Origin of the sequence: Klebsiella grimontii (genome assembly GCF_900200035.1) — a bacterium.
In the GTDB taxonomy this organism is placed as follows: domain Bacteria; phylum Pseudomonadota; class Gammaproteobacteria; order Enterobacterales; family Enterobacteriaceae; genus Klebsiella; species Klebsiella grimontii.
In genome coordinates, this window is sequence record NZ_FZTC01000022.1 from 15,833 (window position 1) to 37,956 (window position 22,124).

18 protein-coding genes are annotated in these 22,124 nt (G+C 60.1%); 11 read left to right on the top strand and 7 right to left on the bottom strand.

The window, feature by feature from the left end:
• Nucleotides 1-21 precede the first annotated feature (21 nt).
• A complete protein-coding gene (locus KOSB73_RS20870) occupies nt 22-774 on the top strand; it encodes a helix-turn-helix transcriptional regulator (protein ID WP_024359155.1) in 753 nt (250 codons plus the stop codon).
• An 84-nt stretch (nt 775-858) separates the two neighbouring features.
• On the top strand, nt 859-1,791 hold the full coding sequence (locus KOSB73_RS20875; protein ID WP_049086784.1) for a proline iminopeptidase-family hydrolase: 933 nt from the start codon (nt 859-861) through the stop codon (nt 1,789-1,791).
• On the opposite strand, the gene KOSB73_RS20880 is transcribed toward KOSB73_RS20875, so the two are convergent.
• Nucleotides 1,763-2,881, bottom strand: coding sequence for a succinylglutamate desuccinylase/aspartoacylase family protein (locus KOSB73_RS20880; protein ID WP_004138674.1), 1,119 nt, complete (start codon nt 2,879-2,881; stop codon nt 1,763-1,765). The genes KOSB73_RS20875 and KOSB73_RS20880 overlap by 29 nt on opposite strands.
• A 14-nt stretch (nt 2,882-2,895) precedes the next feature.
• On the opposite strand from KOSB73_RS20880, the gene KOSB73_RS20885 reads away from it, so the two are divergent.
• Nucleotides 2,896-3,351, top strand: a complete 456-nt coding sequence (locus KOSB73_RS20885) for an Lrp/AsnC family transcriptional regulator (RefSeq protein WP_004122605.1) — start codon at nt 2,896-2,898, stop codon at nt 3,349-3,351.
• Here the strand turns inward: KOSB73_RS20885 and KOSB73_RS20890 are convergent, their stop codons facing one another.
• From KOSB73_RS20890 to KOSB73_RS20905, 4 genes are all read right to left on the bottom strand, one after another.
• Nucleotides 3,352-4,077: an ABC transporter permease gene (locus tag KOSB73_RS20890; protein WP_004138673.1), complete on the bottom strand. Its 726-nt coding sequence runs from the start codon at nt 4,075-4,077 to the stop codon at nt 3,352-3,354.
• Complete coding sequence (locus tag KOSB73_RS20895) at nt 4,074-4,766, bottom strand: ABC transporter permease (protein ID WP_024359158.1); 693 nt, start codon at nt 4,764-4,766, stop codon at nt 4,074-4,076. The genes KOSB73_RS20890 and KOSB73_RS20895 overlap by 4 nt, the downstream gene beginning before the upstream one ends.
• Before the next feature lie 64 nt (nt 4,767-4,830).
• Complete coding sequence (locus tag KOSB73_RS20900; RefSeq protein WP_004122619.1) at nt 4,831-5,604, bottom strand: ABC transporter substrate-binding protein; 774 nt, start codon at nt 5,602-5,604, stop codon at nt 4,831-4,833.
• Between the two features lie 27 nt (nt 5,605-5,631).
• Entirely contained in the window at nt 5,632-6,393 is a 762-nt protein-coding gene (locus KOSB73_RS20905) for a dimethylarginine dimethylaminohydrolase family protein (protein ID WP_049086072.1), read from the bottom strand.
• Between the two features lie 384 nt (nt 6,394-6,777).
• Here KOSB73_RS20905 and KOSB73_RS20910 point away from each other — a divergent pair, with 384 nt between their 5' ends.
• The 8 genes from KOSB73_RS20910 to yegS all read left to right on the top strand — a co-directional run bounded on the left by KOSB73_RS20910 (nt 6,778) and on the right by yegS (nt 20,682).
• On the top strand, nt 6,778-8,022 hold the full coding sequence (locus KOSB73_RS20910; RefSeq protein ID WP_049086073.1) for an MdtA/MuxA family multidrug efflux RND transporter periplasmic adaptor subunit: 1,245 nt from the start codon (nt 6,778-6,780) through the stop codon (nt 8,020-8,022).
• Nucleotides 8,022-11,144, top strand: a complete 3,123-nt coding sequence (locus KOSB73_RS20915) for an MdtB/MuxB family multidrug efflux RND transporter permease subunit (RefSeq protein WP_004138668.1) — start codon at nt 8,022-8,024, stop codon at nt 11,142-11,144. The genes KOSB73_RS20910 and KOSB73_RS20915 overlap by 1 nt, the downstream gene beginning before the upstream one ends.
• On the top strand, nt 11,145-14,222 hold the full coding sequence (gene mdtC / locus KOSB73_RS20920; RefSeq protein ID WP_049089146.1) for a multidrug efflux RND transporter permease subunit MdtC: 3,078 nt from the start codon (nt 11,145-11,147) through the stop codon (nt 14,220-14,222). It begins immediately after the preceding gene.
• A gap of 1 nt (nt 14,223) precedes the next feature.
• Nucleotides 14,224-15,639 (top strand): MFS transporter, encoded by a 1,416-nt coding sequence (gene mdtD / locus KOSB73_RS20925; protein WP_049100341.1) that lies wholly within the window; start codon nt 14,224-14,226, stop codon nt 15,637-15,639.
• Entirely contained in the window at nt 15,636-17,171 is a 1,536-nt protein-coding gene (gene baeS / locus KOSB73_RS20930) for an envelope stress sensor histidine kinase BaeS (RefSeq protein WP_004138662.1), read from the top strand. The genes mdtD and baeS overlap by 4 nt, the downstream gene beginning before the upstream one ends.
• Entirely contained in the window at nt 17,168-17,890 is a 723-nt protein-coding gene (gene baeR, locus KOSB73_RS20935; RefSeq protein WP_098140933.1) for an envelope stress response regulator BaeR, read from the top strand. The genes baeS and baeR overlap by 4 nt, the downstream gene beginning before the upstream one ends.
• 292 nt (nt 17,891-18,182) lie before the next feature.
• Nucleotides 18,183-19,544, top strand: coding sequence for a prephenate-dependent tRNA uridine(34) hydroxylase TrhP (trhP, locus tag KOSB73_RS20940; protein WP_004138658.1), 1,362 nt, complete (start codon nt 18,183-18,185; stop codon nt 19,542-19,544).
• A 244-nt stretch (nt 19,545-19,788) separates the two neighbouring features.
• A complete protein-coding gene (yegS, locus tag KOSB73_RS20945) occupies nt 19,789-20,682 on the top strand; it encodes a lipid kinase YegS (RefSeq protein ID WP_004138656.1) in 894 nt (297 codons plus the stop codon).
• On the opposite strand, the gene KOSB73_RS20950 is transcribed toward yegS, so the two are convergent.
• Both KOSB73_RS20950 and KOSB73_RS20955 read right to left on the bottom strand, forming a co-directional pair.
• Entirely contained in the window at nt 20,683-21,153 is a 471-nt protein-coding gene (locus tag KOSB73_RS20950) for a hypothetical protein (RefSeq protein WP_024359165.1), read from the bottom strand. It abuts the gene before it with no gap.
• The gene (locus KOSB73_RS20955) at nt 21,140-21,946 is read right to left on the bottom strand and encodes a winged helix-turn-helix domain-containing protein (RefSeq protein ID WP_024359166.1); all 807 of its coding nucleotides are present in this window, start codon (nt 21,944-21,946) and stop codon (nt 21,140-21,142) included. Before KOSB73_RS20955 ends, KOSB73_RS20950 begins: the two co-directional genes overlap by 14 nt.
• Nucleotides 21,947-22,124: the final 178 nt, after the last annotated feature.

Here is a 22,124-nt window from a genome sequence, read left to right on the forward strand (position 1 = left end):
GTTTTAGATGAAGGGGGTTATATGCGACTGGAATTTGAACGCCCCGGCAGCGCGCGGGCGGCTAGCCTGGATGAGGCATTCAGCGGACTTTTTCAGGCCACCCGGAAGTTAGGATTTGACGCGGTCATTTACGACTACACGCCGGTCCCGCGTTCTCTGGAAGGGGAGCTGATTACGCCTTCGCTGCTGAAAACGTGCAATGTGCCGGAAGATATGCGCCAGCTATGGTGCGAGCGCGGATATTACCAGCTTGATCCGGTGCAGCACTGCGCGCTCGAAAGCTGCGCGCCTTTTGTCTGGTCCTATCAACGACCGGACAACAGCATGCTGCGCGGGAGGCTGAACAATCACGCCACCGCGGTCACCGACTATATGCGCGAACATAATATGCCCTGCGGGGCGACGGTTCCCCTGCATCTCCCCAACGGCAGTTTCGTCACTCTCACCGGCATCCATACCGGCCAGCGTCAGGAACGGGAAATCAGCGCCACCCTGGCGCAGCTGATGCTGCTCGCCCACCAGTTTCAGGAGTCGGCGTTTCCGCTGTTTGACAGCACCCTGCTTACCTGCCGCCATGTGAAGCTAAGCAACCGCGAGCGCGAATGCCTGGCGTGGTCCGCCGAAGGACTTACCGCTAAAGAGATCGCCCGCAAGCTGCACCGCTCGGTGGCGACGGTGACGCTGCATCTTAATACCGCGGCCAAAAAGCTCGGCGCCAGCAACCGCGTACAGGCGGTAGTCCGCGCCCTGCACTACCGCCTGCTCGACAGCTAAGAACTAGCATTTTTGCTAGTGTTCAGCCGCGGTTGCCACCCTTTACCCTGAAAGCCGGTCCACTTAGCAGGGTAAAGATGATTCATGTATACCATCAGCGAAGGTTACGCCCCGTTTCGGCGCTATCAAACCTGGTTTCGCGTTTGCGGCGATATCGATAGCGGGCTCACGCCGCTGGTCATCGCCCACGGCGGGCCGGGGTGCACGCATGATTATGTTGATGCGTTCCGCGATATCGCCCTCAGCGGGCGGGCGGTGATCCACTACGATCAGTTAGGCAACGGACGCTCAACCCATCTCCCGCAGCAGCCCGCCGATTTCTGGCAACCGGCGCTGTTCCTCGACGAACTGGCCAACCTGCTGCAGCATCTCAATATTGCCGATCATTACGCCCTGCTCGGCCAATCGTGGGGAGGTATGCTCGGCGCGGAGCACGCCGTGACGCGGCCAAAGGGGTTAAAGGCGCTGATTATCGCCAACTCCCCGGCGTCGATGGCGCTGTGGCTACAGGGAGCGGCCAGGCTGCGGGCGCAGTTGCCCGCCGACGTCCAGCAGACGCTGCTGGCCCATGAGGCGGCGGGAACGCTGGACAGCGCGGAATATAAGGCGGCAAGCCAGGTATTTTATCAACGCCACGTCTGTCGCCTCGATCCCTGGCCGGCGGAAGTGCGGCGCACCTTCGACGCCATGGATGCCGACCCGACGGTTTATCACGCCATGAATGGCCCCACCGAATTCCACGTCATCGGCAGCATGAAAGCGTGGACGATTATCGACCGCCTCGCGCGCATTGACGTTCCGGTCCTGCTGATTTCCGGGCGCTACGATGAAGCCACCCCGGAGGTGGTACAACCCTTTATGGACCACATCCCCGACGCGCGGTGGGTCATTTTCGAAGCCTCAAGCCATATGCCGCACGTCGAAGAGCGCGAGCTGTGCATGAAGACGGTAAACGACTTTTTAAGCCGCGCGATAAACGAAAAGCCGCTTACAGCGCCAGCCCGCCTCCGCCGCTGAACGGCCGCTCGCCGGCGATTTTCATTACTTCGGCCCCCAGGGTGACAAACGGCGCCCGACGGCTGGCATAAATCAGCCCGCCCGATGTCGGGCGCACCGCTTTGACCATATCGGTCAGCGGATCGATGATTTCCGCGACCACATCGTCGGCGCTGACCCACTCGCCGGGCTGTTTTAACAGCACCAGGATGCCGGTCGCCGGGGCGGTAACAATCTCCCCGGCGGCAAACGGCAGCATTACCGTTTCCTGCTGCGGAATCTCAGGCTTCGCGCCGGCCAGTACGCCGCGGTACTGCAGATAGCGATAAAGACGTTCGGCATCGTCGCAGGCGGTGGCGTGATCCACCTCCTGCTGGCCGCGCAGTTCGACGGTCACCGCCATACAGCCGGGCTGCTGCTGCGAGCGCGATGAATCACGCGCCGCCAGGCGCTGCCACGGCAGGCCGCAGGCCTCATCAAACGAATGACCGCCGCTCTCCTGCGACAGCAGCACGGCGCCAATACCGAGGAAAGCCGCCAGAACTTTCGCCTCGCGTTGCCAGGCCGGGTCGGCGTAGAGATGCAAAATCGCCTGGTCATCGCAGTGCAGATCGAGTACCAAATCGGCATCGCAGGCGAGGCCCAGCAGATGATGGCGCAGGGCCTGAACTTCGCTGACCACGGGCAGCGCCGCCAGCGCCTCCCGCATCGCCGCGCGCACCTGCTGCAGGTACTCGCGGCGCGAACCGGGCGATGGCGCACGCAGATAGGGCTGCGCCAGGGCAGCCAGATCGGGGAAATCGCGGTTAAAATTACGCCCGCTTGCCAGATCGAAACGACCTATGCCGCCGCTGAGCAGCACCTGGGCCAGCCCCGGCGGGTTGGCCACCGGCACGAGAATGATTTCGCCGCGCAGCTCGCCGCGCCGTTCCGCCTGACTGAGTAATCTTTTAAGATAATGCAGAACCAGCATGCCCGGAATTTCATCGGCGTGCAGCCCCGCCTGCAGATAGACCTTCTCTCCTGTGCCGGGCGCGCCGAAATGAAAATGGCTTAATTGCCGCTGCCCACCGAGTGCATGTTCAGGTAATGTATAGTGTTTAATTTTCATTGGACGTCCTGGTTGTGGAAAAGAAAATCCGGCTTGACCGTATCGATCACAAGATCCTTGAAATCCTGCGCCGGGATGGCCGCATTTCTTATCAAAAGCTCTCGGAGCAGGTAAACCTTACCGCCCGTCCGTGCCTGGAACGGGTGCGCAGCCTCGAGCGCGACGGCATTATTCGCGGCTACAGCGCCATTGTAGAACTGCCCGAGCCGGAGCACGCGTTTGTGGTGCAGGCGCAAATCGCGCTGGCCGACCACGGGCGATCGCAGCCGGTGTTTGAACAGGAGATGCGCCAGACGCCCGAAGTGCTGGACTGCTGGCTGGTCAGCGGCAGCTTCGACTTTCTGGTGCGTATCGGCTGCCGCAGCATGGCGCACTACTGCCAGCTGGCGGATAGCTGGCTGACCAGTAAAAAGTTTCACGTCGATAAAATCGTCACCCTCACCGAACTGCAGGCCATTAAGCGCTCTTGACTAGCCGCGACGGATAAACGCCAGCCAGCGCCGCTCGGCGCGCGCGAAGGTGAAAATCAGCAAAAAGGTGCAGAGCAGATACAGCGCCGCGGCCATCAGAAACGGAATAAACGGCGAATAGGTCATGGCGTAGAACGCGCGGGCCACGCCGGTAATATCCAGCAGGGTCACGGTGCTGGCCAGCGACGTGGCGTGCAGCAAAAAGACCATTTCATTATTCAGCGCCGGGATCCCGCGCCTCAGGGTCGCGGGCAGAACCAGACGGCGAATAATTTGCCATTTCCCCATCCCGTAGGCTTCTCCGGCGATCCACTCCTGGCGCGGGAAAGTCACCATCATCCCCGCCAGCAGCTCCGCAACGTACGCGGCAGTGTTGAGAACCAGCGCCAGGGTGGCGCAGAAGGTCGCATCGCGAAACAGCAGCCAGAACGGCTGGTCGTTCATCCAGCCCGTTTGTACGATATCGAACTGCGACAGGCCGTAGTAAATCAGCATCAGTTGGAGATAGAGCGGCGTGCTGCGAAAAAAATATGTAAACGCGCGAATGGGCAGCGCCAGCCCGCGCGGACCGTACACCTGCCCCACCGCCATCGCTATCGCCAGCGCCATTCCGGGAACGATGGAGAGTAAAAACAGCTCCGCCGTGACCGCCAGTCCGCTGGCGGCGCCGTTGCCGTCGCTCCACAAAAAGCTCGGAATCGCATCGATAAAGGTTTGCAGATTCATAAGGCCGCCCCCGCCGTGGAAGAGCGCAGCGCGTAACGCTTCGCCAGGCGGCTGAACAGCCAGCTGGAGAGCGCGGTAATCACCATGTAAATCAGCGAGACCAGAAAATAGAAGAGGAACGGCTTTTGCGTGGCGCGCCCAGCCTGTTCGGCCAGCCAGACCATATCCTCAAGGCCGAGGATCGACACCAGCGCTGACGCTTTCATCAGCCCCAGCCAGTTGTTGTTGATGCCCGGGATCGCGAAGCTCAGCATCTGCGGCAGCATCACCCGGCGGAATACCGTCCAGGGTCGCATCCCGTAGGCCTGCGCGGCTTCGGTTTGCCCGCTATCGACGGTCAGAAACGCGCCGCGAAAAGTCTCGGTGTAATAGGCGCCGAAAACAAAGCCAATCGCCAGCACGCCGGAGATAAAAGTATTGAAGCGCACCGGCCCCAGCCCCACCAGACCCAGCAGCAGGTTAACCAGCATCTCGCCGCCGAAAAACAGCAGCAGCATAATCACCAACTCCGGGATCCCGCGTACCAGCGTAGTGTAGGCGGTGGAAAACAGGCGCAGCCACGGCGGGCCGAAGAGCTTAATCAGCGAGTTAATCAGCCCCAGCAGCAGAGCGACCAGTAATGAAGAGAGCATCACGCACAGCGAAAGCGCCGCGCCGCGTAACAACAGGGGTAAATAGTCTGCGACCATATTCAGCCTTCCGCGGAGGTCGTAAAGGGGCGCAGGCCAGCGCCCACGCCCGCACCTTTACGACTTATTTGCCATAAATATCAAAGCTAAAGTATTTTTTCTGAATGGCGTCATAGGTCCCGTCGGCGCGGATTGCCTTAATGGCCCCGTTCAGCGCATCGCGCAGCGCCGGATTGTCTTTATTGACCGCAATCCCGACGTCGGAGGAGATGCCGCCGTCCTGGATAACCGGGCCGGCAAAGGCGAATTTCTGCCCGCGTGGGGTATCAATAAAGCCGGTCGCCGCCTGGATATTATCCTGCAACGCGGCGTCGATGCGCCCGGAGAGCAGGTCGAGGTAGACGTTATCCTGGTTAGCGTAACCGACAATCTTCACGCCATGATTGGCCCAGTTGGCCTTCGCAAACGCTTCATGGGTAGAGCCGGTCTGAACGCCGACGGTTTTGCCTTTCAGGCTGGCGGCATCCGGCAGCAGCGGGCTGCCTTTGCGCGCCACCAGCTGCGCCGCGCTGCGGTAGTAGCGGTCGGTGAAATCCACTTCCTTTTTACGTTCATCGGTAATATTGAGCGAGGCTATAATGGCATCGAACTTATGCGCGTTGAGGGCGGCGATCATGCTCTCAAACGGCTGCTTCACGAAAACGCATTTGGCTTTTAGCTGGGTGCACAGCGCGTTGGCGATATCAATATCAAAGCCGGTGATTTCGCCGCTGGGCGCCAGCACGTCAAAAGGCGGATAGCCGCCATCGACGCCAAAGCTGATGGTGTCAAACTGCTGGGCGGCCAGCGGCGCGCTCAGCGCCATACAGGCCAGTAATGCGGCAAGGCGTATTTTCATTTTGATTCCCCGGTGTTGGCGCGATGATTAAAAACGCAGTGAGAGGCAGGTCAGGCCGCCATCCATTTTCTTAAATTCGCTGGTGTCGAGCTGCACGATAGGCATTCCCAGCTTGCTGATTTCGCCGAGGGTATGGGGATAGCCCTGCGGCGTAATTAAGCTATCGTTGATCCACAGCGTATTTCCGGCGTAGGCCTCCTCCTCCGGGATCACGATGCTGTTGAAACCGCTAAATGCCGGATGGTTAACGTAGCCTTCCGTCAGCAGCAGCGTATTGCGGCCCACGTAGTTGACGATTGATTTCAGATGCAGACCGGCGCTGACTTCGATCGCCGCGACCTGATAGCCGTGCGGCTCAACGGCGGCGGCAAACTCGCGGATCCCCTGCTCATCGGTGCGCGCCGTCAGGCCGATAAAAAACTGCTTATCCACTAACAGCACGTCGCCGCCGTCCATATGCCCGCGCTCGCTCATCCGCGCCAGCGGACGAAACCCCGCCAGCACCGGCGCAATGGTATCGACTTCGCCCTGACGGCTCGGCGCGCCCGGATGGGTAATCACCGCCAGTTCCGGCATGACCACGGCGGTATCTTCAACAAAGTGCGCATCAGGATAATCCGCCGCCGGAGGCAGCACCGTGACCTTCAGGCCAAGCTGCAGCAGGGTTTCCACATAGGCGAGAAACTGGCGGGTGGTGGCGGCGATATCCGGCGCGCCCAGCTGGGCGGTAGTTTGTCCCGCGCCGCAGGTGGCGGCCGGTAGGCGGGCGATAGCCTGGGTAAAATGCATAAAGAACCCTCTGGTATTGGTCGCATTGTTTAAGGCAAAACGGTGAGTGAATTTGATTATTAATCAGATGCCGCCGCCAATCAGGCTGAATCACTTCCCCGGGCCGCTTATTCACGCTGTATATCAGTTCAGGTTCAACGTATTCCGCTGTTGGCCCCCTGAAAGCGCCGAATGAGGGTAATAAGCAGCCCTGTTCGCCAGGCCGGTAGTCGAAAATGACTAAGCGTAAATTGCGCGTAAATATTCACCGTAAACGGCTCAGCGAAAAGCCTTTTTTACAGACATATCTGGACAGTCTTTTCATAATTCCTCCATTTTTAAGCGGCGTTCGCTGGCTAAACTAGTATCATTCCGTGAAACGTTTCAGGATGAGATAGCAAATTAATGAAAGGTAGCAATAAAAGCCGTTGGGCAGCCGTGCTGGTGGTGGCAATCATCGCGGGTGCCGCGTACTGGTTTTGGCAGGGTCGCGAAGCGGCAAACGCGCCGTCGGCAACGGCGGCAGGTCCGGGGCCCGGCGGCGGGCGTGCTGGCCGTTTTGGCGCCGCCCTCGCGCCGGTGCAGGCGGCAACCGCCGCCAGCGAAGCGGTGCCCCGCTATCTTTCCGGCCTCGGTACGGTAACGGCGGCGAATACCGTCACCGTTCGCAGCCGCGTCGACGGTCAGCTGCTGGCCATCCACTTTACCGAAGGCCAGCAGGTCAAAGCGGGCGATCTGCTCGCGGAAATCGACCCCAGCCAGTTTAAGGTCGCCCTCGCCCAGGCCGAAGGCCAGCTGGCGAAAGATCGGGCAACCCTGGCCAACGCCCGCCGCGATCTGGCGCGCTACCAGCAGCTGGTGAAAACCAATCTGGTTTCCCGTCAGGAGCTGGATACCCAGCAGTCGCTGGTCAGCGAAACCCAGGGCACGATCAAAGCGGACGAAGCCGCCGTCGCCAGCGCCCAGCTGCAGCTGAACTGGAGCCGCATCACCGCGCCGATCGACGGCCGGGTCGGCTTAAAGCAGGTGGATATCGGCAACCAAATCTCCAGCGGCGATACCACCGGGATCGTGGTGCTGACGCAAACCCACCCGATCGACGTCGTGTTTACGCTGCCGGAAAACCAAATCGCCACGGTGGTACAGGCGCAAAAGGCGGGGAAAAAGCTGGTCGTCGAAGCCTGGGACCGCACCAATAAACAGAAAATCAGCGAAGGCTCACTGCTGAGCCTCGATAATCAGATTGACGCCACCACCGGCACCATCAAGCTGAAAGCGCGCTTTACTAACCTGGACGATGCCCTGTTCCCGAATCAGTTCGTTAACGCCCGGATGCTGGTCGATACCGAGCAGAACGCGGTGGTGATCCCAACCGCCGCGCTGCAAATGGGTAACGAAGGCCATTTTGTCTGGGTTCTGAACGCTGAGAACAAAGTCAGCAAGCACACCGTCACGCCGGGTATTCAGGACAGCCTGAAAGTGGTGATTAACGCCGGGCTTTCCGCCGGCGATCGCGTAGTGACCGACGGTATCGACCGTCTGACCGAAGGCGCGAAGGTTGAAGTGGTGGAAGCCCAGAATGCGGCTAGCGCCGCCGAACCGGCGAAAGCCACCAGCCGCGAATACGGTAAAAAAGGAGCGCGCTCCTGATGCAAGTGCTACCGCCGAGCAGTACGGGCGGCCCATCCCGTCTGTTTATCATGCGCCCGGTCGCCACCACGCTGTTAATGGTGGCCATTATGCTGGCCGGGATTATCGGCTATCGTTTCCTACCGGTTTCGGCGCTGCCGGAAGTGGACTACCCGACGATTCAGGTGGTAACGCTCTATCCCGGCGCCAGCCCGGACGTGATGACCTCGTCGGTGACCGCCCCGCTGGAGCGGCAGTTTGGCCAGATGTCCGGCCTTAAGCAGATGTCCTCCCAGAGCTCCGGCGGCGCGTCGGTGGTCACGCTCCAGTTCCAGCTCACGCTGCCGCTGGACGTCGCTGAGCAGGAAGTGCAGGCGGCCATCAACGCCGCCACCAACCTGCTGCCCTCGGACCTGCCTAACCCGCCGGTCTACAGCAAAGTGAACCCTGCCGATCCGCCAATTATGACCCTCGCGGTCACCTCTTCCGCCGTGCCGATGACCCAGGTCGAAGATATGGTCGAGACCCGCGTGGCGCAAAAAATCTCCCAGGTTTCCGGCGTCGGGCTGGTGACTCTGGCGGGCGGGCAGCGCCCGGCGGTACGCGTCAAGCTCAACGCCCAGGCCATCGCCGCCCTCGGCTTGACCAGCGAAACGGTACGCACCGCGATTACCAGCGCTAACGTCAATTCGGCGAAGGGTAGCCTCGACGGCCCGTCGCGGGCGGTTACCCTCTCCGCCAACGATCAGATGCAGTCGGCGGAGGATTACCGCCGGCTGATTATCGCCTGGCAGAACGGCGCGCCGATTCGCCTCGGCGACGTCGCTACCGTGGAACAGGGCGCGGAAAACAGCTGGCTCGGAGCATGGGCCAACAATCAGCGGGCGATCGTCATGAACGTCCAGCGCCAGCCGGGGGCGAATATTATCTCGACCGCCGACAGCATCCGCCAGATGCTGCCGCAGCTGACCGAAAGCCTGCCGAAATCAGTCAAAGTACAGGTGCTTTCCGACCGCACTACCAACATCCGGGCGTCGGTTAGCGACACCCAGTTCGAGCTGATGCTGGCTATCGCCCTGGTGGTGATGATTATTTACGTCTTTCTGCGCAACGTCCCGGCGACAATTATTCCCGGCATCGCCGTGCCGCTATCGCTGGTCGGCACCTTTGCGGTAATGGTGTTTCTCGATTTCTCGATTAACAACCTGACGCTGATGGCCCTGACCATCGCCACCGGCTTTGTGGTCGATGACGCCATCGTGGTGATCGAAAACATCTCGCGCTATATCGAGAAAGGCGAAAAGCCGCTGGCCGCCGCCCTGAAAGGGGCCGGAGAGATTGGCTTTACCATTATCTCGTTGACCTTCTCGCTGATTGCGGTGCTGATCCCGCTGCTGTTTATGGGCGATATCGTGGGCCGCCTGTTCCGCGAGTTCGCCATTACCCTGGCGGTGGCGATCCTGATCTCCGCGGTGGTGTCGCTGACCCTGACGCCGATGATGTGCGCCCGCATGCTCAGCCATGAATCGCTGCGCAAGCAGAACCGCTTCTCGCGCGCCAGCGAACGCTTTTTTGAGCGGGTGATTGCCGTCTACGGCCGCTGGCTGAGCCGGGTGCTGAATCATCCGTGGCTGACCCTGAGCGTAGCCCTCAGCACCCTGGCGCTGTCGATTATGCTGTGGGTGTTTATTCCGAAAGGCTTCTTCCCGATTCAGGACAACGGTATTATCCAGGGCACGCTACAGGCGCCGCAGTCGGCGTCGTTCGCCAATATGGCCGAGCGCCAGCAGCAGGTGTCGGCGGCGATACTCAAAGATCCGGCGGTGGAAAGCCTGACCTCTTTCGTCGGCGTCGACGGCACCAACCCGGCGCTGAACAGCGCCCGCCTGCAGATTAACCTCAAGCCGCTGGATGAACGCGACGATCGTGTGCAGACGGTGATCGGCCGTCTGCAAAACGCGGTGAGCGGCATCCCCGGCGTCGAGCTCTATCTCCAGCCGACCCAGGATCTGACCATTGACACCACCGTCAGCCGGACCCAGTACCAGTTCACCCTGCAGGCGAATTCGCTGGACGCGCTGAGCAACTGGGTCCCGCAGCTGCTGGCCCGGCTGCAGGCGCTGCCGCAGCTCTCCGACGTCAGCAGCGACTGGCAGGATAAGGGGCTGGCGGCGTATATCAACGTTGATCGCGACAGCGCCAGCCGCCTCGGCATCAGCATGGCGGACGTCGATAACGCCCTGTATAACGCCTTTGGTCAGCGTCTGATTTCCACCATCTATACCCAGGCGAACCAGTACCGCGTGGTGCTGGAGCATGATACCCAGGCCACGCCGGGGCTGGCGGCGCTGGACAATATCCGCCTCACCAGCAGCGACGGCGGGATCGTGCCGCTCACCGCGATCGCCAAAGTCGAGCAGCGCTTTGCTCCGCTGTCGATTAACCATCTCGATCAGTTCCCGGTCACCACCATTTCGTTTAACGTGCCGGACAACTATTCGCTGGGCGATGCGGTCGAGGCGATTCTTAGCGCCGAGCAGGCGCTGGACTTCCCGAGCGACATCCGCACCCAGTTCCAGGGCAGCTCGCTGGCCTTCCAGTCGGCGCTCGGCAGTACCGTCTGGCTGGTGGTCGCCGCGGTGGTGGCGATGTATATCGTCCTCGGCGTGCTGTATGAGAGCTTTATTCACCCGATCACCATTCTCTCCACCCTGCCGACGGCGGGCGTCGGCGCGCTGCTGGCGCTATGGCTGGCCGGGAGCGAGCTGGACGTTATCGCCATTATCGGCATCATCTTGCTGATCGGCATCGTCAAGAAAAACGCCATCATGATGATCGACTTCGCGCTGGCCGCCGAACGCGAACAGGGTATGCCGCCGCGCGAGGCGATTTATCAGGCCTGTCTGCTGCGTTTTCGCCCGATCCTGATGACCACCCTCGCCGCCCTGTTCGGCGCGCTGCCGCTGATGCTCAGTACCGGCGTCGGCGCGGAGCTGCGGCGACCGCTGGGGATTGGTATGGTCGGTGGCCTGATGCTCAGCCAGGTGCTAACGCTGTTCACCACGCCGGTTATCTATCTGCTGTTCGACCGCCTGTCGCTGTATATGAAGAGCCGCTTCCCGCGGCGTGAGGAGGAGGCGTAGGTGAAGTTTTTCGCCCTCTTCATTTATCGTCCGGTGGCGACGATTCTGCTTTCGCTCGCCATTACGCTGTGCGGCATCCTCGGCTTCCGCCTGCTGCCGGTGGCGCCGCTGCCGCAGGTGGATTTCCCGGTGATCATGATCAGCGCCTCGCTGCCCGGCGCGTCGCCGGAGACCATGGCCTCGTCGGTGGCGACCCCGCTGGAGCGCTCTTTGGGGCGGATTGCCGGGGTCAATGAGATGACCTCCTCCAGCTCGCTCGGCAGTACGCGAATCATTCTCGAATTCAACTTTGACCGCGATATCAACGGCGCGGCCCGTGACGTGCAGGCGGCGATTAACGCCGCGCAAAGCCTGCTGCCGAGCGGCATGCCGAGCCGTCCGACCTACCGCAAAGCCAACCCGTCCGACGCGCCGATCATGATCCTCACCCTCACCTCGGATACCTGGTCCCAGGGTGAGCTGTACGACTTCGCCTCTACCCAGCTGGCGCAGACCCTTGCCCAGATTGACGGCGTCGGCGACGTTGACGTCGGCGGCAGTTCGCTGCCCGCGGTGCGCGTCGACCTCAACCCGCAGGCGCTGTTTAACCAGGGCGTGTCGCTGGACGCGGTGCGAACCGCCATCAGCAACGCCAACGTGCGTAGACCGCAGGGGGCGCTGGAAGACGCGACCCACCGCTGGCAGGTAGCGACCAACGACGAGCTGAAGACCGCCGCCGAATACCAGCCGCTGATCGTGCACTACAATAACGGCGCGGCGGTGCGCCTCGGCGACGTCGCCAACGTCACCGATTCGGTGCAGGACGTGCGCAACGCCGGGATGACTAACGCCAAACCGGCGATTTTGCTGATGATCCGCAAGCTGCCGGAAGCCAATATCATTGAGACGGTGGACAGCATTCGCGCCCGCCTGCCGGAGCTGCAGCGCACCATCCCGGCCTCAGTCGATCTGCAGATCGCCCAGGACCGTTCGCCGACCATCCGCGCCTCGCTGGAGGAAGTCGAGCAAACGCTGGTGATTTCGGTGGCGCTGGTGATCCTCGTGGTCTTCCTGTTCCTGCGCTCAGGGCGCGCGACGCTGATCCCGGCGGTGGCCGTTCCGGTATCGCTGATCGGCACCTTCGCCGCTATGTACCTGTGCGGTTTCAGCCTCAACAACCTGTCGCTGATGGCGCTGACCATCGCCACCGGCTTCGTGGTCGATGACGCCATCGTGGTGCTGGAGAATATTTCCCGCCATCTCGAAGCCGGCATGAAGCCGCTGCAGGCCGCGCTGCAGGGGAGCCGGGAAGTCGGCTTTACCGTCCTGTCGATGAGCCTGTCGCTGGTGGCGGTGTTCCTGCCGCTGCTGCTGATGGGCGGCCTGCCGGGAAGGCTGCTGCGCGAATTCGCCGTCACCCTGTCGGTGGCGATCGGCATCTCGCTGGCGGTCTCTCTGACCCTGACGCCGATGATGTGCGGCTGGCTGCTGAAAAGCGGCAAGCCCCACCAGCCGACGCGCAAGCGCGGGTTTGGCCGCCTGCTGGTGGCGATTCAGGGCGGCTACGGTAAGTCGCTGAAGTGGGTGCTGAAGCACAGCCGCTTAACCGGCCTGGTGCTGCTCGGCACCATCGCGCTAAGCGTCTGGCTCTATATCTCGATTCCCAAAACCTTCTTCCCCGAGCAGGACACCGGGGTGCTGATGGGCGGCATCCAGGCGGACCAGAGCATCTCGTTCCAGGCGATGCGCGGCAAGCTGGAGGACTTTATGAAGATCATTCGTGAAGATCCGGCGGTAGACAACGTCACCGGTTTTACCGGCGGCTCGCGGGTCAACAGCGGGATGATGTTTATCACCCTGAAGCCGCGCGATGAGCGCCATGAGACGGCGCAGCAGATTATCGATCGACTGCGCAAAAAGCTGGCGAAGGAGCCGGGGGCCAACCTGTTCCTGATGGCGGTACAGGATATCCGCGTCGGCGGTCGTCAGGCCAACGCCAGCTATCAGTACACCCTGCTGTCAGACGACCTCGCGGCGCTGCGGGAATGGGAGCCGAAAATCCGCAAAACGCTGGCGGCGCTGCCGGAGCTGGCGGACGTTAACTCCGACAGTCAGAATAACGGCGCGGAGATGGACCTGATCTACGATCGCGATACCATGTCGCGGCTCGGCATCAGCGTGCAGGACGCCAACAATCTGCTGAACAACGCCTTCGGCCAGCGGCAGATCTCCACCATCTACCAGCCGCTGAACCAGTATAAAGTGGTGATGCAGGTCGACCCGGTCTACACCCAGGACGTCAGCGCCCTCGATAAGATGTTTGTGATCAACAGCGAAGACAAGCCGATTCCGCTTGCTTATTTCGCGAAATGGCAGCCGGCCAACGCGCCGCTGTCGGTGAATCACCAGGGACTCTCGGCGGCATCGACCATCTCCTTTAACCTGCCTACCGGCAAGTCGCTGTCGGAAGCCAGTGACGCCATCAACCGGGCGATGACCCAGATTGGCGTGCCGTCCAGCGTACGCGGGTCGTTCGCCGGGACCGCGCAGGTGTTCCAGGAGACCATGAACTCGCAGGTGATCCTGATCCTGGCGGCCATCGCCACGGTCTATATCGTGCTGGGGATCCTCTATGAGAGCTACGTTCATCCGCTGACCATTCTGTCGACCATTCCGTCCGCCGGCGTCGGCGCGCTGCTGGCGCTGGAGCTTTTCGATGCCCCGTTCAGCCTAATCGCGCTCATCGGGATTATGCTATTAATTGGTATCGTGAAGAAAAACGCCATCATGATGGTCGATTTCGCCCTTGAGGCGCAGCGCAACGGCAACCTGCCGCCGGAAGAGGCCATCTTCCAGGCCTGTCTGCTGCGTTTCCGGCCGATAATGATGACCACCCTGGCGGCGCTGTTCGGCGCGCTGCCGCTGGTGCTCTCCGGCGGCGATGGATCCGAGCTGCGCCAGCCGCTGGGGATTACCATTGTCGGCGGTCTGGTGATGAGTCAGCTGTTGACCCTGTACACCACGCCGGTGGTCTATCTGTTCTTCGATCGTCTGCGGCTGCGTTTTTCGCGAAAAGTCCATCAACCGGTAAGCGAATAACATGACAGACCTCCCCTCCAGCGTGCGCTGGCAGCTATGGATAGTGGCCTTCGGCTTCTTTATGCAGGCGCTGGATACCACTATCGTTAACACCGCTCTCCCCTCGATGGCGAAAAGCCTTGGGGAGAGCCCGCTGCATATGCATATGGTTATCGTCTCCTATGTCCTGACGGTAGCGGTGATGCTGCCCGCCAGCGGCTGGCTGGCGGACCGCGTTGGGGTACGCAATATCTTTTTCTGCGCCATCGTGCTGTTTACCGCCGGCTCCCTGTTCTGCGCCCAGGCCGCTACCCTCGATGGGTTAATACTCGCCCGCGTGCTGCAGGGCGTCGGCGGCGCGATGATGGTTCCCGTGGGCCGCCTGACGGTGATGAAAATCGTCCCGCGCAGCCAATATATGGCAGCGATGACCTTCGTCACCCTACCCGGCCAGGTGGGCCCGCTGCTCGGCCCGGCTCTCGGCGGAATGCTGGTGGAGTACGCCTCGTGGCACTGGATCTTTCTGATCAACATTCCGGTCGGTATTGTCGGCGCCATCGCCACGCTGTGCCTGATGCCCAACTACACCCTGCAAACCCGCCGCTTCGATCTCTTCGGCTTTGTTTTGCTGGCCGCCGGGATGGCGACGCTGACCCTGGCGCTGGACGGCAACAAAGGGCTCGGGATCTCTCCCCTGTGGCTGGCGGGGCTGGTGGCGGTCGGCGTGGCGTCCATTCTGTACTATTTGCGGCACGCGCGCGGCAACCGCAACGCGCTGTTTAGCCTTAAGCTATTCAACAACCGCACCTTTTCGCTCGGCCTTGGCGGCAGCTTCGCCGGGCGCATCGGCAGCGGTATGCTGCCGTTTATGACCCCGGTGTTTTTACAGATTGGCCTCGGCTTTACGCCGTTCCACGCCGGTCTGATGATGATCCCGATGGTGCTCGGCAGCATGGGGATGAAGCGCATCGTAGTCCAGGTGGTCAACCGCTTCGGCTACCGTCGGGTGCTGGTGGCCTCGACGATCGGCCTCGCGCTGGTCAGCCTGCTGTTCATGGCCGTCGCCCTCGCGGGCTGGTACTGGCTGCTGCCGGTGGTGCTGTTTATGCAGGGGATGATCAACGCCAGCCGCTTTTCCTCTATGAATACGCTGACCCTGAAAGACCTGCCCGACGATCTGGCCAGCAGCGGCAACAGCCTGCTGTCGATGGTCATGCAGCTGTCGATGAGTATCGGCGTGACCGTCGCCGGCATGCTGCTGGGTTTCTACGGCCAGCAGCATATCAGCGCCGATGCGCCGACCACGCACCAGGTCTTTCTCTATACCTACTTAAGCATGGCGGTGGTTATCGCGCTGCCCGCGCTGATTTTTGCCCGCGTACCGGACGACACCACGGTCAATACCGTGATTCGTCGCCGTAAAAGGAGTGAGTCTTGAAGTTCTGGCGTCCCGGCATTACCGGCAAGCTGTTTATCGCGATCCTCGCCACCTGCATCGTGCTGCTGATCAGCATGCACTGGGCGGTGCGCATCAGCTTTGAACGCGGGTTTATCGACTATATCAAACGCGGCAATGAACAGCGGCTGACGATGCTCGGCGATGCCCTGAGCGAGCAGTATGCCCAGCACGGCAGCTGGACGTTCCTGCGCAACAACGACCGCTTTATTTTCCAGCTGCTGAAAACCTTTGAACGCGACAACGACGACCGCTCGCCGCCGGGCCGCGGTATGGGTCATGGTCCGAGAGATGAGCCGCACGGTGGCCCCGGCCCCGAAGAGATGCCGCCGGATGCCGCGCCGGACCGGCCGCTCGACGGTCCGCGCGGCGATCGTGGCGATCGCGGTCCCGGCCCCGATATGCCTCCCCACGGCTGGCGCACCATGTTCTGGGTGGTCGATCAAAAAGGGCGCGTGCTGGTGGGCCCGCGCGAGCGCGTGCCGCAGGACGGGACCCGGCGCAGTATTATGGTCGACGGCGTTGAGGTTGGCGCGGTCATCGCCTCGCCGGTTGAACGCCTGACGCGCAATACCGATATCAACTTCGACCGCCAGCAGAAGCGCACCAGCTGGCTGATTGTCGCCCTCGCCACGCTGCTGGCGGCGCTGGCCACCTTCCCGCTGGCGCGCGGCCTGCTCGCGCCGGTCAAACGACTGGTTGATGGGACGCACCGTCTGGCGGCCGGGGATTTTTCCACCCGCGTCGCCGCCACCAGCAGCGATGAGCTAGGGCGTCTGGCCAAAGATTTTAACCAGCTGGCCAGCACCCTTGAGCGCAACCAGCAGATGCGCCGGGACCTGATGGCCGATATCTCCCACGAGCTGCGCACGCCGCTGGCGGTGCTGCGCGGCGAGCTGGAGGCGATTCAGGATGGGATCAGGAAATTCACCCCGGATTCCATCGCCTCCCTGCAGGCGGAGGTCGCCACCCTGACCAAACTGGTCGATGATTTGCACCAGCTGTCGATGTCCGATGAAGGCGCCCTCTCCTATCAGAAAAGCGCGGTGGATATCATCAACCTGCTGGAGGTCGCCGCCGGCGCGTTTCGCGAACGCTTCGCCAGCCGCGGACTGTCGATCGGCGTTTCGCTGCCGGAAAGCGCGACGGTTTTCGGCGACCGGGATCGCCTGATGCAGCTTTTTAATAACCTGCTGGAAAACAGCCTGCGCTATACCGATAGCGGCGGCGGCCTGCAGATTAGCGCCAGCCAGAGCGGCGATAGGCTAATTCTCGATTTCGCCGATAGCGCCCCCGGCGTCACCGATGAACAGCTGGAGCGGCTGGTTGAGCGTTTTTACCGTACTGAGGGGTCGCGCAATCGTGCCAGCGGCGGCTCTGGTTTAGGACTGGCGATTTGCCTTAACATCGTCGCGGCCCACGGCGGCACTTTACGTGTCGGCCATTCGCCTTTGGGCGGGGTTAGCATTAAAGTAGAGCTACCTCTGGAACGTAATTTATCGAGAGACGTATGACTGAATTACCTGTTGATGAAAACACGCCACGCATTCTTATCGTGGAAGATGAGCCCAAGCTGGGTCAGCTGCTGATTGATTATCTTCAGGCGGCGGGCTATGCGCCGACGCTGATTAATCACGGCGATCGGGTTCTGCCGTACGTTCGCCAGACGCCGCCGCACCTGATCCTGCTGGATCTGATGCTGCCCGGCGCCAACGGGCTCACCCTGTGCCGGGAAATCCGCCGTTTTTCTGAGGTTCCGGTGGTGATGGTGACCGCCAAAATCGAAGAGATCGACCGCCTGCTGGGGTTAGAGATCGGCGCCGATGACTATATCTGTAAGCCCTACAGCCCGCGCGAGGTGGTGGCCCGCGTGAAGACCATTCTTCGCCGCTGCAAACCGCAGCGCGATCTGCAGGCGCTGGATGCGCAAAGCCCGCTGATTGTCGACGAGGGGCGCTTCCAGGCCTCCTGGCGCGACAAGCTGCTGGACCTCACTCCCGCCGAGTTCCGCCTGCTGAAAACCCTCTCCCAGGAGCCGGGTAAAGTCTTCTCGCGCGAGCAGCTGCTGAATCATCTGTACGATGATTACCGCGTGGTCACCGACCGAACGATCGACAGCCATATCAAGAACCTGCGGCGTAAGCTGGAGTCGCTGGACGCCGATCAGTCGTTTATCCGCGCGGTGTACGGCGTTGGATACCGCTGGGAAGCCGACGCCTGCCGGCTGGCGTAGTTAGCCCCGGCTCGCGCTGCGCTTACAGGTTCACCGCCGTCCGCGGGCCGGGTAGCCCGGACAGGCGCGTCAAGCGCCGCCTCCGGGGAAAAGCAGCGGCTGAAACCAGCAGAGAGCGGCCGCGCGATTCATGCCCTGTAAAGATTTGCCGCCCGCTGATCGCCAAAGATACCCGGCTGATATTTACTCCCCTCCCCCACGGCGCTACAATGCCCGCCCTTAATGTGGGGGCACTCCCCAACTCGCCGCACCGGGTGCGGCGAATCTGACCTGTCATCAGAACGAGAAAATCATGTTTAAACCGGAACTCCTTTCCCCGGCGGGAACGCTGAAAAATATGCGTTACGCTTTCGCTTATGGCGCAGACGCCGTGTATGCGGGCCAACCGCGCTACTCGCTGCGCGTGCGTAATAACGAATTCAATCACGAAAATCTGCAGCTCGGCATCAACGAAGCCCACGCGTTGGGTAAAAAGTTCTATGTGGTAGTCAATATCGCGCCGCATAACGCCAAGCTGAAAACGTTTATTCGCGATCTGAAGCCGGTAGTGGAAATGGGGCCGGATGCGCTGATCATGTCCGATCCGGGGTTAATTATGCTGGTGCGCGAGAATTTCCCCGACATGGATATTCACCTCTCGGTACAGGCTAACGCCGTCAACTGGGCGACGGTCAAGTTCTGGCAGCAAATGGGGCTGACCCGCGTGATTCTCTCCCGCGAGCTGTCGCTGGATGAGATCGCCGAAATTCGCAGCCAGGTGCCGGAGATGGAAATTGAAATCTTCGTTCACGGCGCGCTGTGCATGGCCTACTCTGGCCGCTGCCTGCTCTCGGGCTATATCAACAAACGCGATCCCAACCAGGGCACCTGCACCAACGCCTGCCGCTGGGAGTACAACGTTCAGGAAGGCAAAGAAGACGACGTCGGCAATATCGTTCACAAGCACGAACCGATCCCGGTGCAGAACGTCGAGCCGACGCTGGGCATCGGCGCGCCCACGGACCAGGTGTTTATGATTGAAGAAGCCAAGCGTCCGGGCGAATATATGACCGCGTTCGAAGATGAACACGGCACCTACATCATGAACTCGAAAGATCTGCGCGCGATTGCCCACGTTGAGCGCCTGACCCAGATGGGCGTCCACTCGCTGAAAATCGAAGGCCGCACCAAATCACATTACTACTGCGCCCGTACCGCTCAGGTCTACCGCAAGGCCATTGACGACGCTGCCGCAGGCAAACCGTTCGACGCCAGCCTGCTGGATACTCTGGAAAACCTCGCTCACCGTGGCTATACCGAAGGCTTTCTACGCCGCCATACCCACGATGACTACCAGAACTACGAGCACGGCTACTCCGTGTCCGAACGCCAGCAGTTCGTCGGCGAATTTACCGGCGAGCGCAAAGGCCAACTGGCCGCGGTGGCGGTGAAAAACAAATTTTCCGTCGGTGACAGCCTGGAGCTGATGACCCCGCAGGGCAACGTCAACTTTACCCTTGAGCATATGGAAAACGGCAAAGGCGAAATCATGCCGGTCGCGCCAGGCGATGGCCACACGGTATGGCTGCCCGTTCCGGAAGATATGGCGCTGCAGTATGCGCTGCTGATGCGCAATTTTGCGGGTCAGACGACCAGAAACCCACACGGAAACTAGTTAATCGGGGTTATTTTTTCACGATGTAAAGATATTAGAAACGGATCACATACCGTTTCGTTCAAAGCAGATATCATCCATTTCGCTGAAAAACATAACCCATAAATGCTAGCTGTACCAGGAACCACCTCCTTAGCCTGCGTAATCTCCCTTACGCGGGCTTATTTTTTTATCTCTCCCCCATCCTTCCCTTTCTTCATGCGGTACACTTTATGCATTACTGAGCAACAAAGGTCCCCTGATAATGTCCACGTTTCCAGCCAGCTTACTGATTCTGAATGGCAAAGGCGCCAATGAACCGTCGCTACGAGAGGCGGTTAAATTGTTACGCGACGAAGGAATTGATATTCACGTCCGCGTGACCTGGGAAAAAGGCGATGCCGCTCGGTTTATCGATGAGGCCCTGAAGCTGAATGTCGAAACGGTGATTGCCGGCGGCGGCGATGGCACCATCAATGAAGTGGCGACGGCGCTGGTCGAGCGCGACGGCGATATGGCGCTGGGAATTTTACCGCTGGGCACGGCGAACGACTTCGCTACCAGCGTCGGTATCCCCCAGGAATTGGCCAGCGCCCTGAAGCTGGCCATTGTTGGCCGCGACGTGGCGATAGATATTGCGCGGGTTAATGATAAGACCGGTTTTATTAATATGGCCACCGGCGGCTTTGGCACCCGAATCACGACCGAAACCCCGGAGAAACTCAAGGCCGCGCTCGGCGGCGTCTCTTATTTAATCCACGGCCTGATGCGTATGGACGCGCTCAAACCGGACCGCTGCGAAATCCGCGGCGAGAACTTTCACTGGCACGGCGATGCGCTGGTCATCGGCATCGGCAACGGACGCCAGGCCGGAGGCGGCCAGCAGCTGTGCCCGGAAGCGTTAATTAACGACGGCCTGCTGCACCTGCGCATCTTCACCGGCGAAGAGCTGATCCCTACGCTGTTCAGCACCCTCGCCAATCCGGAAAACTCACCGAATATTATCGACGGCGTCTCATCGTGGTTTGAGATAACCGCTCCCCATGAGATGACGTTTAACCTCGACGGCGAACCGCTAACCGGTAAAACCTTCCGGATGGAGCTCTTACCGGCCGCGCTGCGCTGCCGACTGCCGCCCGACTGCCCGCTGTTACGCTAATCAGGCTTCGCAAAGTAAAGACGGCGCCCGGCTGGTATACAGCAGCCGGGTACGCTCGTTAAGCCGCTGGATGTTCAGGTAAAACGGCACCTGCGGCTGCAGGAAAAACGAGGGCAGGATGCGCTTTATGTGCTCCTCCTGCTCGGTCTCGCCGATGCTGGCCGAGACGGTTTCTGAACGCAGGAAGTAGTGCCGGCCGTCGCGGGTAAAGCTAAACCAGATGTTCTGATTAATAGTAAACGACTCGCCCTGCGGCGGCGTAATTTCCCCGCGAACAATCACCAGCCCGCGGCTGCTATCAAATACATAGCGTAACGAAATATCGCCCTGGTAACCTGCGCTAAATAGCCGCAGCTCCCCGCTACACTGAAAATGGTTGCGCTGCCAGTATTGCCAGGATTTTATTGCTACCCCAGTTAATATGCCGATAAATACGATAGTGATTAACCAGTTAATTTCACGCCGGCGCATTGACTACCTCCTTAATGTAATATTTGGTGAGGCATTGATTATCACGCCATTGACTAAATTTTTGCTGACAGCTAATCACCGAAACGCGGGCTCCCCCAGGATAAAGCGTCAAATAAATCCACGAATATTTTTCACAATCAAATTTGCTACGATTGATAAAAGTCGTATGCCGAACGTGATCTACCACATCATTATTGGCAAAAAAATGACATTGTTGCGAAAATTTAGCATTAATGGGCACATAACTTTGCAAATAAGAGTCGAATTCTGTGTACCACGCAACAAAACCGCCCACCAGACAGCTCAACAGCGCCGCAAGCCCCCACAGAAGAGAGCTTCGCGGCCTTAACCGCTTTTTTCCCGGCACACTCGCAGCAGCGACCTCCTTATGCCCAGGCTCGTCAACGTGCGGGCGTTGTTCCTCCGCGACCGGCGTCTTTTCCGCCTCGTCCGGCTGAAATTCCGTCATCGTTAATGTCGCCTCCAGCCTGACGCCCACTCTCGGCACCGTAATAATAATATCTTCCTCGACGCCCAGTTCCTTAAATGCGCGGCGCAGCAGGGAAATATTCTGATAGAAACCGTTGCTGGTCACCTGGGCACCATGCTTTATCCACACTTCCTCGAAAAAGGTTTCACGGGCTACGTTTTTGCCATCCTGCTGAATAAGCAGCAACAGGCAGCGACTGGCCGGCATATTTAATGATACCGCTTTCGTCTCGTCAGCAATGAGTATTAAAACGCTACGTTGCGGAGTAAATTCCACTATTCCATTAATCGTATATTTTTCCATCCTGTTCCCTGAGCGTGGTAATCATGTGGATGAGCGGCATGGGTACCGTATTTTAAATACGATAATCCTCCATGACGGAGATGACAGCTTAAGATTTTTCGCAAGCGAGTTTACTCTATTACTCAGCGGATCTGGAGGCACAATACGCAGTTTTTCCTTGCTATTAACAAGGTTTAAG

What these genes read in the sequence shown, in the direction of transcription:
- KOSB73_RS20870 (WP_024359155.1), top strand. Translation starts at nt 22, where the DNA reads ATGCGACTGGAATTTGAACGCCCCGGCAGCGCGCGGGCGGCTAGCCTG.
- KOSB73_RS20875 (WP_049086784.1), top strand. Translation starts at nt 859, where the DNA reads ATGTATACCATCAGCGAAGGTTACGCCCCGTTTCGGCGCTATCAAACC.
- KOSB73_RS20880 (WP_004138674.1), bottom strand. Translation starts at nt 2,881, where the DNA reads ATGAAAATTAAACACTATACATTACCTGAACATGCACTCGGTGGGCAG.
- KOSB73_RS20890 (WP_004138673.1), bottom strand. Translation starts at nt 4,077, where the DNA reads ATGAATCTGCAAACCTTTATCGATGCGATTCCGAGCTTTTTGTGGAGC.
- KOSB73_RS20895 (WP_024359158.1), bottom strand. Translation starts at nt 4,766, where the DNA reads ATGGTCGCAGACTATTTACCCCTGTTGTTACGCGGCGCGGCGCTTTCG.
- KOSB73_RS20900 (WP_004122619.1), bottom strand. Translation starts at nt 5,604, where the DNA reads ATGAAAATACGCCTTGCCGCATTACTGGCCTGTATGGCGCTGAGCGCG.
- KOSB73_RS20905 (WP_049086072.1), bottom strand. Translation starts at nt 6,393, where the DNA reads ATGCATTTTACCCAGGCTATCGCCCGCCTACCGGCCGCCACCTGCGGC.
- KOSB73_RS20910 (WP_049086073.1), top strand. Translation starts at nt 6,778, where the DNA reads ATGAAAGGTAGCAATAAAAGCCGTTGGGCAGCCGTGCTGGTGGTGGCA.
- KOSB73_RS20915 (WP_004138668.1), top strand. Translation starts at nt 8,022, where the DNA reads ATGCAAGTGCTACCGCCGAGCAGTACGGGCGGCCCATCCCGTCTGTTT.
- mdtD (WP_049100341.1), top strand. Translation starts at nt 14,224, where the DNA reads ATGACAGACCTCCCCTCCAGCGTGCGCTGGCAGCTATGGATAGTGGCC.
- baeR (WP_098140933.1), top strand. Translation starts at nt 17,168, where the DNA reads ATGACTGAATTACCTGTTGATGAAAACACGCCACGCATTCTTATCGTG.
- trhP (WP_004138658.1), top strand. Translation starts at nt 18,183, where the DNA reads ATGTTTAAACCGGAACTCCTTTCCCCGGCGGGAACGCTGAAAAATATG.
- yegS (WP_004138656.1), top strand. Translation starts at nt 19,789, where the DNA reads ATGTCCACGTTTCCAGCCAGCTTACTGATTCTGAATGGCAAAGGCGCC.
- KOSB73_RS20950 (WP_024359165.1), bottom strand. Translation starts at nt 21,153, where the DNA reads ATGCGCCGGCGTGAAATTAACTGGTTAATCACTATCGTATTTATCGGC.
- KOSB73_RS20955 (WP_024359166.1), bottom strand. Translation starts at nt 21,946, where the DNA reads ATGGAAAAATATACGATTAATGGAATAGTGGAATTTACTCCGCAACGT.